Raw genomic sequence first — 14,948 nt, 5'->3', positions numbered from 1 at the left:
TTTTCCCATCGTTTCCGTTCATCATAAAGGAGGATGCACCCCGATGCACGCCCTCATTTGGACAACTCACACTCCCCAATCGCGTGAGTACCGGAAGTCGATCCCGATTGTTCGACTGGATATTTTTGCAATGATTGGAAGTCGCCGCTTATAGTGGTTACGTTGAACGCGAGTGACGATGTGCTTCACAAGCGCCTCGTCGTAGCCTCGTTCCACAATTTCCCCCGGCGACAGGCGCAAGTCGACCCACTGAAAGAGAATCTCGTCGGCGTCATCATAGGTGAACCCGAGTTCCTTCTCGTCCGTCTGATCCACCCACAAATCGGCACTTGGCGCTTTGTCGAGAATGCTATTTGGCACGCCGACATATCTCGAGATCTGTCTAACCTGCGACTTGTACAGGTCGCCAATCGGGTTCAGCGCACTCGCCATGTCGCCGAATTGAGTTCCATAGCCGAGCAGCAGTTCCGTCTTGTTGCTCGTGCCCACCACCAGCGCGTTCTGCGCTGCGGACAAGTCGTACAACGTCACCATGCGCTCGCGCGCCATCCGATTCCCCCGCCGCAAATTGCTGGCTCGCTCCCCAAGCGCTTTGTCCATCGTCTCGAAATAAGCGTCGACGGGGCCGGAGATATCGACGACCGTGTAGGGAATTTCTAAATCTCGCACGACCTCCATGGCGTCGTCAAGACTGGACTGACTGCTCGTCCGATACGGCATCAGCACCGCGTGAATCGATTCCTTGCCAAGCGCGCGCGTCGCGAGATATGCGGATAGCGCCGAGTCTATCCCGCCGGACAACCCGAACAGCACGCGTTTAAATCCGACTTTGTGTACCTCTTCTCGAATAAATCCCTCCAGCACGCTCGTGGCAAACGGCGCATTGACGCGCAGGGCCTGTTCCATTTCTGGTTTCACTTTTCTCACCTCGCCAAATGTAGCTTTAGTCTCTATCGATGAATGGCAGATGCCGTTCCATGATTTCCAGTCGTTCGTCTCGAAGAAGCGGTGTGGTATAGCGCGCACGTCGCACATCGCGAACGTCGACGCGCGCGACGAGCAGTTCTTCTTGTCCGACACCCGCTTGCGCAATCCACCGTCCATCCGGGCCAACTACCCCAGAGCCGCCGTAAAAGTGAACCCCGTCCTCGTACCCCACGCGGTTGGCAAACACCACGTGAACGCCGAACAGCTGCGCGTACATCTGCAGGAGTTGCCGCCAGAACGTGTGCGATCCAAAATCGTGTTCATCCATGACGTTGCGCCCTGGACTGGACGCCGGAACATACAACGCAGTCGCACCCTGCATCGTGAGGAGGTACGGCATGGACACGTGCCATGCGTCTTCACAAATCATCATGCCCGCTGTCGACTCGCGCGCGGTGAACGGTTCCACTCGGCTGCCTTGAGTGACATATCGCCTTTCGTCGAACATCCCGTACGTTGGCAAATAAGCCTTTCGGTGTACGTGAACCACTTGACCCTGTGACGCGTACACACTCGAGATGTAAAAAAAGTGCTCAGAGCTCTCCTCCACGAAGCTAAAGACGATATCGATGTCCGAACTCGCTTCGACAATGGAGGCAATATCCGGGTCGTCCAAACGACGGGCGACCTCCAGCGTCAAATCCTGCAACAGATAGCCTGTCAAACCGAGCTCCGGAAACACGACGACCTGTGCACCCTGCTCCTTAGCCCGCTCTATGTATCGATGGTGTACCGTTAGATTGGCTGCAACATCGCCTAACTTAGGCGAAATTTGCGCGACGGCAATAGTCTGAACGTGCGACACACACAACTCCTCCAATATCCATAAATGGCGACACAAACCGTCTTATAAGTCCTTGTTCAGTATACATTCGGGTGGTAGGAATGCAAAAGAGGCTCGTCATGCATCGAGCCTCTCCACATTGAGACCTAGCTTCGAGCGGTACACAAGCTTACGGCGCTCACATGTCAAAGCGTAGTGTACCCTCGTTAGACCTTCTTCCTTACACCCGGCCCGCGTCCACTCAATCAGCGTTCGCACGAGAATGTCGGGCCACATCGTCAAGATCCAGAGGATAGACGCCTGGGTGGCAGTCAACTTTGCGGATGCGACGTAGCGTTGATGCAAGGCGTAGTATTCCTCGGCAGACATTTGTGCGAGAAACGTACAGTGGCTGATAAATTGCATCGGGTCATGGAGCATGTCGTCGTAGTTGGCGTGATCGAAATCGATCCACGCGACCGCATCGCCACCTTGGTACATCACGTTGTGGGGCGCCAAATCGCGATGGCAAAACGCGAAGATGTGTTGAACGTCGTCCCGATTGTCTGCCAGGTACGCCGCATATCGGCGCAACACATATCGCATCTGACCCTCCGCCCGCGCCTTCCACCCCCGCAATGCGGGGCAGGCCGCTTCGGCGGGCGCCCAGATGCGCGAGACCGCCCGTTCTTTCAAACGCAACTTGTGTAGCAAGGTGCCGCGCTGCAATGTAGACCACGCGGGAAAGCCGCAATCTTGACTCCGTCGGTGCACGCTCCCGAGCGAGGTAAGCACTGCGTGGCGCTCGCGCAGAGAAGACGCGTCGACGTGCCGACCGGTCACCCACTTTTGCAGATATCCGGACTGAAGCCCACCTCCGACCTCAAGGACGTAACCCCCCGAACGAGTCGGCAACGGGAGGGCAGCTTCTGTTCCCGCAGCCTCAAATACGGGCCCCAAATCCGCCAAGGCACAAAGACGCGTCTCGTCGTCGCGCGCAGTGAGAGGTTTCCATATATAATGACTCCCATCCTCCCCTACCACGCCGACCACCGTTCGCCGACGAACCAGCGATTTCACTTCGACGCCATACGCGCGACGAAATGCAAGCACGAGATGCTCCCGCGCAGACATGAATCACACGTCCCCGTCGAGGCGCACAGTCAGCGTGCCAGACCAACCGTCTTCGTCGTCACTGTTAGCGGAGTCGTCCGTCCCCGCACCGCGCATGTCGTGTTCTCCGATTACCGCGCCGACTTGCTGCCCGGCTTCCGTGCTCTCTGCGCTGTTCGCTCCAGAGTCTGCCGCCCGCAACATCGCACCGTCGTCAGGCAATTCCCACGACGACAAACTGGAGGAACTCTCGCCATCGACAAACCATTCAGCCTGTTGAGCGCCCGGCGCCACGTACGCCGTCCCCACTCCCTCGTTCGGCCGATATGGATAATGTGTATGCGGACCGTAGAGTCCGTCCGCCGCCGGGTATTCTGTCGCCGTGGCAGGCATTCCTCCGGCCATCGGCTGCCCCATCTGGTACGGTGCCATCCCGTCATATGGATACGTAGGATACGGAGTATTCCCCTGACCCACTCCGCCGGGCGCAAAACCGCCTGTCATCAAACCGCCAGGGTACTGCGCGCCAGCGCTTTCGGAACCGGGTACATAAGGCATGCCAGGAGCCATCGACTGGCCAGGCACATACGGCATCCCGCCAGGCGCGGGTTGGCCAGTCGGATAAGGATACCCATATGGCCCCCCATCCAAAGGTATCATCGGTGTTCCTGGATACTGCATCGCACCCGCTGGCGCGCCCGTCCCCTCCGAACGATTCGGTAACTTCAACGCTGCCGTAGGCACATAGACCACATGCCCGACCGTCAGTTGGCCTGCCTGTGCGGCCTCAGGATTGACGTGGTGTAATTGTTCCAACTTGACGCCGTACTTCTGTGCGATAGCATCCCACGTGTCGCCCTCAGCTACTTGATGCGGCCACACGAAGCCAAAGTATGGCGGAACCTTCACCCGCTTGCCCGACGACGACTTCGCCGCTTTGCTCTTGGCCGGCTTTCCGAGCTCCGGAATGACGATGGTCGTTCCAACCATGAGCTGCCCTGGATTCTGAAGTTGCGGATTGGACGCAAGTAATAAAGGCACTCGTACACCGGTTCGCTGACTGATATGATAGAGTGTATCTCCAGGCTGAATGACATACTTTTTCAAGCCAATACCTCCTTGATAGAACCATGAAACCCTGGCCGCTGCGACAGTATATGCAAACGCCTATGGTGTGGCACGAGTTGGCGGAAAAAGGGACAATTCGGGCGCGCGAAAGCCCGTACATGCGCACAAAAAATCCGTCCGCGCGATGCACCGTTTTCGTGCACCGCGCGGACGGATTCACTTACACCAGGTCGATTTACCAGACGATGCGCCTAGGCCTCACACCTGGAAACGACCAACCGCGTTTTGCAGAGACTGCGCGATCTCCGCCAGTTCGTGAGACGATGCCGCGATTTCTTCGACCGTCGCCAACGTCTCTTCACTGCTTGCAGCGTTGTTTTGCGATCCCGCCGCCACCTGCTCCATCAACTCATTCAATCTTCGAATCCGCTCTTGGCTCGAGTTAATGAGATCTTTTTGCGTGACTGTACGTTCCACAATGTCCACCGTAGACGGCACCACTTCCTCGACAGCAAAACGGATGTCGAGAAATGCACTCTGCGTCCGCTCAAATGCCTGTCGGCCGCCCTGCACCGCCTGTACGCCCTCAGCCATCGCCGAGCTCACCTGAGCGACCAGGTCTAAGCTGCGGCCGATGATCTCGTTGATGCGCGCCGTCGCTTCACGACTTTGTTCGGCGAGTTTGCGCACCTCTTGCGCGACGACTGCAAACCCGCGACCCGCTTCTCCCGCTCGGGCGGCTTCAATCGACGCGTTGAGCGCCAGCAAATTGGTTTCCTCAGCAATTGTGCGAATGGTTCCGAGGATATTGGCGATAGCTTCCGACGACTCGCTCAAATCCTTTACGCTTGCGTGTGCGCGCTCCGTCATCTCTTGCATCGACTGCATCGAGCTTTGCGCCTGCTCAACGAGCTCGCGTCCGCGCTCTGTCGTCTCGGAGACATTCTGAACCGCACTCGCGACATTATCGGCCCGAGCCGCCGTATCGTTCCCGTGATTCTGAATGGAGACGAGCGCCCCATTCAGCTCGTCCAACGCGGCGACCGCCTGTTCGCTGACCCCCGCAAAATCCCCTGCGGTCGTCGCAATTTCGTTGACCGCGCGCGCCGTTTCATCAGTGCTCGCCGTCATCTGCTCCGCGCTGGCAGCCAGTGTGTCGGAGTACCGACCGATATTGGAGACCAGGCCCGAAATCGAGGCGAGGAGGTCATTGGTGGCTTGCGCGAGCATAGCGACTTCGTCGTGGCTTTTCACGCCGTCGATGCGCTTCGTCAAGTCGCCTCCCGCAGAAGCGATCTCCTTGAGAATCCGCGTCACTCGATTGATGTTTCGCGGCGTGCTCATCGTCGCCGGAATCCCCGCCAAGAGGCCCACGACGATGGCGATGGCAGTGAGGATGCCGAGGACGATCATCGTCTCGTCAACCGTCATCTTTAACTTCTGTGCGGTTTGATCAGCGGAGGTCTGCGACTGCGAGACGATGTTGTTCAAGCCTGTATTAGCCTTGCTCGATGCCGCATCGCCCTCGCCGGCCGATTCTTGCTCAATGGCGGCAGCGCCTTGTCCGCTGTTGCGAAGGTTGACAAGTCCGTCTGCGTAGTTGACGTAGTCTGTAAACCCACTTTGGGTCTGACGCAGATCCGCCTGTGCAGTCGGATCGGATTTCAATAAGTTGCTAAGTGCCGTAAATGAGTCCAAATACTTGCTCGTGATATCGTTGTAATCCGACATCAACTGCGAATTGCCCGTGATCAAATAGCCTCGTACGTCCACCTGCAGCGTCAGCAACTCCTGCTCCAACGCATTGGATTGCTGCACGACCTGAAGGTTTTGATTCGCCAACGTCTGCACCTGATTCTGCAGCGACACGAGGCGCAGTACTGCAACAATCCCAATGATGATGGTCATCAGGAGGACGATGGCAAACGAACCGCCTACCTTCCAACGAATGGATAGATACCGTTTCATGCCGACAGGTTGCTTGACCGCAGTCTCTGCGCGCGCCGCAAACGCACCTGCCAACGCGTCACTCGCCAACGCGGCGGACACTTCGTCGCTCGCCGCAGTGACTTCCTCGATGGCAATCGAAGTTTCACCGAAGCCAAACGCCTCTGTTTCACCCTCCTGGCCCTCTCGAACCGAGTCAGTTGCACTTACGTCGTCCAGCTCACGCACTGGTTGTTCGTCGTTGTCGTACTGGTCGTTCAATTGAGTTGCCTCCCCATGCAATACCTTTGTAATCTTTCTGTCGATTTCAATTCTTCATCACAGGAAGAAAATCCTGTCGAAGAAGCGCGATTGCTGGGAATTGATCCTCTATTTTGACGAAACCGGACGCTTACAAGGGGACAATCTCAAGGTTTTGCCTTTCCTGCCGAAGAGGGCGGGTAAGAACGATCTGTGTTACCTGTTCCATAGTAGGCGTTCGGAACGGGGCCATTCATCACCAAATAGGCGATTGGAGCTCGCGTCTCGATGACGGTCGGCGACGACACAAACGGCGTCAACACCATCACGTCGGCGGTTAAATGAAGGTAGACGATATGAACCACCTGATTGACGCCCTTCGTCTCGACCTCCGTCTCGATGTTCGAGTGCGCCGTGCCGAGGATGGAGATCTTGACGGGGATGGTCAACGTGGAGCGCGACAACAACGATCCACTCAACACGTGCATCACCGGCAAGCGAATGGTTTGTTTGGACAGAGCTTGGAGGTGAAGTTGCGCGCGGGCGGTGGCTTGCCCCTGCAGTGTGGTCAAGAGGGGCAAGTTCAAACGAGTCACTGTGAGACCGCCATTTTCCTTTTGAATCGACGTCTCGACGAGTTTGTCATCCTCTGGAAATGACGATATCTCCTCTGTCAACGCCTCCCCTAAGGCCTGCGCCCCCACCCGGTGCGCCAATGCGCCAGCAGCTGTCGTGACGACGGGGCGCAGTTTCATATCTAAAACGAACGCACCCATCACCAAGAGGCACGCTGCGATGAGTGCGCGCAGCCCCCAACTCCGGCGAAAGATGCGCAATCGCCTGCTGCCTTGGCGCCATGTGGGCGATGGGCGGGATCGAAAACGTTGGGCCACTTGTCCTTCCTCCCTTTCTGTCATCCTACGCAGAAAAAGAGGCACACATGAAAACGAGCGCGTAAAAATCCCGTCCTACACATCTCTCTCAAACCGACGTTTCACCGCTTTTAAGGTACCGTATGAGTTGTGAAAATTGAACCAATATAACCGTAGAAAGCGCTCGTCTGTCAATCTTAGGGGTATGCTATAATCTTCCCGACGGAGGGGAGGAAAACCATGGGCAAAGAGCAAGGGCCAAAGATCATAAACAAAAACCAAGATACCAAGGCCGCAGCGCGTGCAAACGCAGCTCGGGCCGAAGGGCGAAAGCGACATCCCATTTGGACGACGGCCAAGGTAACGATGTTTGGGCTCGGCAGTCTGGTTGTCCTTGGAGTAGCGACAGGTGCCGGCTACGTCTCGTCCATGCTCAAGGGTCTACCACACGTAAACGCTTCAACATTCCAAAACAACCGAGCGGCTTCCATCGTTTACGATGCCAATGGCAAGGTGATTGGCAGCTTTAAAGGCGACGGCGACCGCCAACCCATTTCGTCTATCCAACAAGTTTCGACCGCCTTGGTGAATTCATTCGTGGCAGGAGAAGACAAGACGTTCTTTACAAATATCGGGGTAAATCCACTGTCGATGGGGCGCGCAGTGGTGCAAGACGTCCTCGGCCACAAGATCGAGAGCGGCGCCAGTACCATCACACAACAAACCGTGAAGTTGGCGGTATTTCCACAGCAGGAGCGCACGGTTCGCCGGAAGGTTCAAGAAATTGCACTGGCGCTTGAGGTCAACCATGAATTGTCCAAGGACGAAATCATGACCGATTATATGAACTGGGTTTACATGGGCCGATTGGGCACGGACCCGGTGTATGGCGTAAAACGTGCCTCTGAAATCATATTTCAAAAAGATCCGAAGAACCTGACGTTGCCGGAGGCCGCATTTTTGGCTGCGATTCCGAACAACCCGTCCTATTTTTCGCCATATCAGTTCCCGAAACACACGGTTGCACGCCAGCATTATATCCTTCAACAAATGCTTGAAAACCACATGATTTCACAAAGTGCGTACGACCAAGCCATCCATTTTAATATCTTAAAAGATGTGCACAAGGCTCCGACGGTAGGGCTGCCCGCTCATCCCTATCTGATGTTGGATGAGATCAAACCGCGCGTCATCTCCGCACTCGTGCAGGCAGGCGTATACGGCAACGCCACAGACGCGGAATCGGCACTCCCCACCGCTGGGCTGCAGATTCATACAACCATCGACTTGAAAAAGCAGGACGACGTGGAAAACGTCCTGCAAAATGCAACCTTGTTTAATGGCACCGACAAGACGTACAAATCCCCAAATGGTCAAACGACTACCGATTTGTACGAGGCCGGTGTCACCATCATCGACAACCAGACCGGCGCAATTGTGGCCGTGGGCGGTGGCCGCGATTACCTGAAGGATAGCTATGACCACGCCGATCTCGCCCGTCAACCAGGTTCCTCCATCAAGCCGCTGCTCGATTACGGACCCGCCATCGACCAAAGGTTGATTACCGCGGCAACGCCCTTGTACGACGCGCCGACGCACTTCAGCCTGCCAAGCGGGGACTGGAATCCGCAGGACGACGAGGACGACTTTGTCGGCCTGATGTCTGCCCGCGATGCCTTGGCACAGTCGCGCAACGTGCCCGCCATCGACATTCTCGAAGAGTTGACGCCACAAGTCGGCTTTTCTTACCTGGATAAGATGGGGCTTTCGCCGAACGACAAAACGCTGTACGGCAACCCGACCATCGTTGCCGATGACGCCAACCACTTGTCGTCCGCCATCGGCGGTCTCGACAACGGCGCCACGGTGGAGCAGATGACGAGTGCGTACACCACGTTCGCAAATCAAGGGGTGTGGCATCAAGGCTACATGATCCAAAGCATTGATGATCAAACCGGCCGCACCATTTACACTGCGCATCCAAAGACGTCGCAGGTGTTTTCCCCTGCCACGGCCTACATCGTCACGGACATGCTTCATGACGTGCTGTACAGCGCACAGGGCACCGCCGTCGCCGTTGGGTCGCAGTTCCCTGGCCAGTACATCTCCGGCAAGACAGGGACCACCGACAATCTGACAGACGGATGGTTTGTCGGCTACACGAAACAATACACGGCGGGCATCTGGATGGGATACAACCATCACGAATCCATCTCCCCGTCCGTGTACAACCTGAAATTTAGCGTCTGGTCGGACATCATGCGCCCGATTCTCAAGCAATCTCCTGCGACGACACCGTGGCAGCGCCCGGCGAACGTCGTAACGGAGAGCGTCAGCAGTATTAGCGGCCAGTTGCCGACCGCACTCTCGACTGCCCACGGCACAATTGAGACGGAGCCCTTTATCGATGGCACCCAACCGACGCAACAGGATTCCGTGAACGTCATCGCCAAATACGTGGTGATCGGCGGAGTAAAGTATCTCGCCACCACAAATACGCCGCCGCAAGACGTCCGGACCGGCGTGTTCATTAAATTGCCGGCGGTGCCAGACCAGGCTCATAAGGTCGTGGGCGGTGAAACGTTCCAGACGCCTTACCTGTTGCCAACGCAAGCGGACCCGCGCGGTGGCCAGGTGCTGGACGCCGGGAATACGGCCAGTACGAGCCCGGCTCAACTCGCTGCGCCGTCGCAAATCCAGGGCCACATTCAGGGTACAAGTGTGGTCCTGTCCTGGAAGCCGGTGACCTCGGCATTGCATTACGCCATCTACCGGTCGACCAGCGCGAACGGATCCTACGTCGAAGTTGGCAATACGTCGGCCACGTCGTTCACAGACAGCCACTTGCCGAAGGGAGCCGACGTCGTGTATTACGTCATTTATGCCCAGTCCAATAACGCCATGTCGGACGCCTCAACTCCATTTGGCATCCAGTTGCCAGCGCAAATCACGCCACCTTCCGGTGGTGGTGGCGGTAACACGACGGGGAACGGAACAGGCAGCAGTACACCGCCCACAGGGAATGGCACCAATTCCACCGGTGCTGGAACTGGGGGCGGATCGACCGGGTCAGGCAACAGTGCGAACAACACATCCACGGGTGAGACGACAGGCGACACGCATCCCAGAAATTCGACGTCCCCCAAGGTCGATTGGATGCCTGGCGTCGGCATCATGAAATAATCGAGCCAAGCCTACAACGGCAAAAGACACCCGCTCTGGGTGTCTTTTTTTATCTCGTATGTCAAACGCCGCAGTGCTTAGAGCGCCTTCACGAGTCCCCCGTCGACCATTAAGGCTTGCCCGGTGATGTACGAGTTCGCGGGAGAACCCAAAAACAACACGGCGCGGGCAAACTCCTCAGGTTGCCCATAGCGGCCGAGGGGAATCTGCGACGTCTCCCTGCGCTCAATCTCCGACACGTCGACGTCGCCCTTTTCTGCTGCGAGTCTGTCCAACTCCTGCACCCGATCCGTCGCAATTCTCCCGGGCCCTATCGCATTCACGAGAATGCCGTAGGGGGCGAGTTCCTCGCTCAGCGTCTTCGTGAGCCCCCACACGCCGGTGCGCATCGTATTCGAGAGAACCAGGCCTGGAATCGGCTGTTTGAGCGACGTCGACGTAATGGTGACGATACGACCGGTTCCCGACCTGCGCAAATGAGGGACGGCGGCGCGCGTCAGCCGTACCACCGACATTAAATTTTGCTCGAACGCCTGATACCACGTACTGTCGTCCAACTGTAAAAAGGAACCCTTGGGCGGTCCCCCCGCGTTGCAAATGAGAACGTCTAAACCGTTTCCGTATTCCTCTGCGGCCTCCACGGTGCGCGCAATGTCGTCGGGCCGGTTGACATCCATGCGAACGACATTGACCGCCTGCCCGCTTTGCGACTCAATGGCTTGTGCCGCGCGCGCAAGCGCCTCCTCGTTTCGGCTCGCAATCGTCACCTTAGCACCTTCCAAGGCGTACATCCGTGCGGATGCGAATCCAAGTCCCCGACTGCCGGCGGTCACCAGGACCGACTTCTGTTTTAATCCCAAATCCACTCTCAAACCCTCCTTTATCTATTTGAGCTTGACCAACTTTTAACTGGTTTCGAATTGATTCTTCATCTTGCGACGCAAAATGAATGTAGGAATATTCTAATTCTATATTAGACGCAAATACCAGCCCATAGACCAGAAGAGTTCTGCCTAAACCGATTTTCGTGCGAGGTGAGGCGGATCACGGACCGATTAGACTCGAACCGTGACCACCGTCGCCCCGTCACCACCCTCTCCTTGACCGCCCGGCACGCTCGACTTCACTTGCGGGTGGTGCTGCAAGTGACGCCGAATGGCATTTCGCAGGGCGCCAGTCCCTTTGCCGTGAATGATGACCACGCGCGCCAGGCCCGTGACGACTGCATCGTCCAGGTATTTGTCGATGCGCAACAATGCGTCCTCTGCGGTTTCGCCGCGGACGTCAAGCTCCATGCGGATGTCTTTGGCCATACCTTGGCGGGTGTGGCGTACCGTCTGCTCTTCACGCTTCTCTTGCAAGATTTCGAGGTCGCCCGCGCCGACTTTCATCCGCATCAGGCCCAATTGCACCGTCGCCGACAAACCATCGCTGGAGACGTCCACGATATCGCCCTTTTGTCCCAGCGACATCACGCGAACTCGGGAGCCCACAGTTAACCGAGATTTCGGCTTGGTCGACTTACCGCGAGCCGTAGGCTGTTGTTCTGGCACGAGGCCCTCGAGCGATTTGCGCAGATCTACGAGTTGATGGTCCTTGACGCCTGCGGTAGACCTCATGCTTCGAAGCTCTTGGATGATCTTCTCGCTCTCCTGTTGCGCATTTTCCACGAGCGCGGTTGCCTCTTTTCGAGCCCGGGTGCGAATCGCTTCCACCTCGGCGTCCAGTCGCCCGGATTTTTCTTCCCAAGCGCGGCGGAGGCGCTCTGTCGCCTCACGCTCTGCCTGAGCCTCCCGCTCTGCTATCTCCGCCTCGCGTCTCGCCTCTTCCAACTTGCCAATGAGCGCCTCCACGTGTACGTCCGTCTCTGCGACGTGCACGCGGGCCTCATCCAGAATATCCTGCGGCAACCCCAGCCGCGACGCGATGGCGAGCGCGTTCGACCGCCCTGGCACGCCGACGAGGAGGCGATAAGTCGGCCGCAAGCTCTCGACGTCAAATTCCATACTGGCGTTCATGGCGTCTTCGTTGTGAAATGCATAACCTTTGAGCTCGGCGTAGTGAGTCGTTGCGATGACGCGGCAACCGACCGCAGAGAGCCGATTTAAAATCGCAATAGCAAGCGCTGAACCCTCGGCAGGATCCGTCCCTGCACCCAACTCATCCAATAGGACGAGGCTGTCTCGTCGCACGGACGAGAGCATCTGAATGATGTTCTTCATGTGTGACGAAAATGTAGACAGACTCTGTTCAATACTCTGCTCATCGCCGATATCGACAAAGATGTCGGAGCAAAAGCCAATTTCGCTCTCCCGTTCGGTGGGCAAAAAGCAACCGGACATGGCCATCAACGTCAACAATCCGATGGTCTTCAGCGTAACGGTTTTACCACCGGTATTGGGACCTGTCACAATCAGCAGATGAAACGATTCGCCGAGCGTCACGTGAACGGGCACGGCGTCGCGGCTCAATTGCGGATGTCGCGCACCCAGCACGCGCCAAACCCCTTGTGTCAGTGCTGGCCGCTTGGCATCCGTCGCCCTGGCGTAAGCTGCTTTCGCAAACCATAAATCCACGGTCTGCAACACGTCCACGTTGACTCGCAGTTCTTCGGCCACCGCGGCGACCACCTGCGAGAGTTCAAGCAGAATTCGTTCGATTTCGCGTTCCTCGAGAAGTTCTATCTCCCGCACCTTATTGCTGATGTCCACCACGGCTTGCGGCTCGATGTACACCGTAGATCCGGATGACGAGACGTCTCTGACGATGCCGCGAATTTGGTTTTTGTGTTCAACTCGCACGGCCAGGCAAAAATACGACCCACGCATGGCGACGATGGGTTCCTGCAGCAATTTCTGGTTCGCTCTCAACAGCCGATCCAGTACCGTCTTCACTTCGCCTTCCGCCCGTCGGCGCTCGCCGCGAAGCCGGTGAAGGGTCGGGCTCGCGTTGTCCATCACCTGACCGTCGTCGTCGATCGCAAAGCGAATTTCCTGCTCCGTCCGCCTTGCATCGACCATCTGCTCAAGCAACTTGGGCAGGCGCACCAACTCGACCAATTCCAGTGTGCGATCGACGTACTGACGAAACGCGCGGCCACCGTGGATCAACTGTGCGACCGCAAGCAGCCTGTCCGCGGACAGCGTACCGCCCACCTGGGCTCGGCGCAGGTCTGAGGTGATGTCCGTGATACCGCCGAACGGCGGGGCGCCCGCGCGCAAAATACAGCGCAGGCATTCGTCTACCGCTTCCAACTCCAACTCCGCATCCGCCTGATTTGCGAATGGCCGCATCTGCAATGCCGCTGTTTTACCCAATGACGACATGGCAAACTGTGCAATTTGTTCTTGAATGTATTCGTATTCTAGAGCTCGCAAAGACCGCTCTAACATATATCGCACTCCGCTCGAGGAAAGTTCAAAAATTCCCATTCATTGTACCACATTGGCTTGTTACAGGAAGGACAGTCTAGATGACAGACCATGCGTAGGAGGGGATTTATCAGATGCACATTCTCGGTACCATCATCCGCTTTGTCGTGTCTGCGCTCGTCCTGATGCTCGTGGGTTACATCGTACCTGGATTCGGCGTCATGGGATTCTGGTCCGCCATCTTGGCAGCCGTCGTCATCGCCTTACTCGGCTGGGCGATGGAAGCCGTTTTTGGCCGTCGCGTCTCGCCATACGGTCGCGGCATCATGGGATTTATCTCTGGTGCCATCGTAATTTACATCGCACAATTGTTTGTACCTGGCATGCGTACAAGCATTCTCGGAGCCCTGCTCGCGTCCTTGGTAATTGGTATCATCGATTTGTTCGTTCCGACCAACTTGCGAAAGACAGGCGATCGCACCTAATGAAAACTGAGTCGGGTTCTAACCCGACTCAGTGATTCTGATTATGCAGTTCGATTTAACACCTTGCTTACGTCGGGCGTCTGTAAACGGTCCGCCGTGATCCAGTGCACTAAGCCTGAGTGGTTCATTTGGGTTTGAATCCACGGCGTGTTGACATAGTGCAGAATCAAAGCGACCACGAACACGAACACGACTGCCAACGCAACCCCTGCGACCAATCCGATCATCCGATTGAGAAACGACAAGACGGGTAACCGAAACAAGGCGTCGAGCAACCCCGCAGCATAGCGAAGTAGCAAGAATGTCACGACAAAGACCAACCCAAACGCGAGGGCGCCGGACACATCCCCCAATAAGAAGTCGACGGCAGTCGATTGCTTTGACTGTGAGAACAAATGCAAGTTTTGGATGACCGGTGCGACGTAGGGCCGAAGCCAATACGATACAAAATAGGCGATTACGGCGCCGAACAGTCGCGTCACCTGGCGCACGAAGCCAAGGCGATACCCGTTCATCCCTCCCAGGACAATGATGGCCAGGAAAATTAAATCCAGTACGTCCAAACCTCTCAAGGAGAACCGTCACCTCGTGTTTTGTCATCTAGCAGACTGAGCAACTCTTGGTATTCCTGCTTCAAGCGTTCGAGTTCGTCCGCCAGGTTGAGCGCGGTCAGCACGGCGACACGCCGTTCATCCATATAGGTGGATGTACTGGAAATCTCGGTCATCATTTTATCCACCGTATTGGCAACCGAATTTAGGTGCGAGGTCGGGGCGGTGCCTTTCAGGGTATAATCCATTCCGTGAATGGTCACTCGCACCCGATTGACTGAAACGTTGTCCATCGCGCTCCCCCCTAGACGACCTTACGCCCTTATTCCATGTGATACGCCTGGATTCCTGCCCACCCCGTGCAGTAT

At 56.6% G+C, this 14,948-nt stretch carries 12 protein-coding genes; 2 read left to right on the top strand and 10 right to left on the bottom strand.

Translation table 11 applies throughout. The features are described from left to right. Nucleotides 1-66: 66 nt before the first annotated feature. From NZD89_RS09730 to NZD89_RS09705, 6 genes are all read right to left on the bottom strand, one after another. Entirely contained in the window at nt 67-918 is an 852-nt protein-coding gene (locus NZD89_RS09730; protein ID WP_268007511.1) for an NAD+ synthase, read from the bottom strand. A gap of 25 nt (nt 919-943) precedes the next feature. Further along, on the bottom strand, nt 944-1,792 hold the full coding sequence (locus NZD89_RS09725; protein WP_268007509.1) for a nitrilase-related carbon-nitrogen hydrolase: 849 nt from the start codon (nt 1,790-1,792) through the stop codon (nt 944-946). Between the two features lie 96 nt (nt 1,793-1,888). Next, nucleotides 1,889-2,884, bottom strand: coding sequence for a phosphotransferase (locus NZD89_RS09720; protein ID WP_268007508.1), 996 nt, complete (start codon nt 2,882-2,884; stop codon nt 1,889-1,891). A 3-nt stretch (nt 2,885-2,887) separates the two neighbouring features. Then, complete coding sequence (locus NZD89_RS09715) at nt 2,888-3,970, bottom strand: LysM peptidoglycan-binding domain-containing protein (protein WP_268007507.1); 1,083 nt, start codon at nt 3,968-3,970, stop codon at nt 2,888-2,890. Nucleotides 3,971-4,189: 219 nt separating this feature from the next. After that, on the bottom strand, nt 4,190-6,139 hold the full coding sequence (locus NZD89_RS09710; protein WP_268007506.1) for a methyl-accepting chemotaxis protein: 1,950 nt from the start codon (nt 6,137-6,139) through the stop codon (nt 4,190-4,192). Nucleotides 6,140-6,285: 146 nt separating this feature from the next. Further along, nucleotides 6,286-7,011, bottom strand: a complete 726-nt coding sequence (locus tag NZD89_RS09705) for a sporulation protein YunB (RefSeq protein ID WP_268007505.1) — start codon at nt 7,009-7,011, stop codon at nt 6,286-6,288. A gap of 219 nt (nt 7,012-7,230) precedes the next feature. Here NZD89_RS09705 and NZD89_RS09700 point away from each other — a divergent pair, with 219 nt between their 5' ends. Next, nucleotides 7,231-10,173, top strand: a complete 2,943-nt coding sequence (locus tag NZD89_RS09700) for a transglycosylase domain-containing protein (RefSeq protein WP_268007504.1) — start codon at nt 7,231-7,233, stop codon at nt 10,171-10,173. A gap of 77 nt (nt 10,174-10,250) precedes the next feature. On the opposite strand, the gene NZD89_RS09695 is transcribed toward NZD89_RS09700, so the two are convergent. Next, a complete protein-coding gene (locus tag NZD89_RS09695; protein ID WP_268007503.1) occupies nt 10,251-11,039 on the bottom strand; it encodes an SDR family oxidoreductase in 789 nt (262 codons plus the stop codon). A 189-nt stretch (nt 11,040-11,228) separates the two neighbouring features. Then, nucleotides 11,229-13,565, bottom strand: a complete 2,337-nt coding sequence (locus tag NZD89_RS09690) for an endonuclease MutS2 (protein ID WP_268007502.1) — start codon at nt 13,563-13,565, stop codon at nt 11,229-11,231. A 113-nt stretch (nt 13,566-13,678) separates the two neighbouring features. On the opposite strand from NZD89_RS09690, the gene NZD89_RS09685 reads away from it, so the two are divergent. Further along, entirely contained in the window at nt 13,679-14,029 is a 351-nt protein-coding gene (locus tag NZD89_RS09685) for a phage holin family protein (protein WP_268007501.1), read from the top strand. 41 nt (nt 14,030-14,070) lie between these two features. Here the strand turns inward: NZD89_RS09685 and NZD89_RS09680 are convergent, their stop codons facing one another. Together NZD89_RS09680 and NZD89_RS09675 are read right to left on the bottom strand one after the other, a co-directional pair. Beyond that, nucleotides 14,071-14,601, bottom strand: coding sequence for a CvpA family protein (locus NZD89_RS09680; RefSeq protein WP_268007500.1), 531 nt, complete (start codon nt 14,599-14,601; stop codon nt 14,071-14,073). Beyond that, a complete protein-coding gene (locus NZD89_RS09675) occupies nt 14,598-14,873 on the bottom strand; it encodes a cell division protein ZapA (RefSeq protein WP_268007499.1) in 276 nt (91 codons plus the stop codon). Before NZD89_RS09675 ends, NZD89_RS09680 begins: the two co-directional genes overlap by 4 nt. Nucleotides 14,874-14,948 lie beyond the last annotated feature (75 nt).

The organism is Alicyclobacillus fastidiosus (genome assembly GCF_026651875.1).
Classification (GTDB): Bacteria; Bacillota; Bacilli; order Alicyclobacillales; family Alicyclobacillaceae; genus Alicyclobacillus; species Alicyclobacillus fastidiosus.
This window is presented reverse-complemented; position numbering and strand designations above follow the sequence as displayed.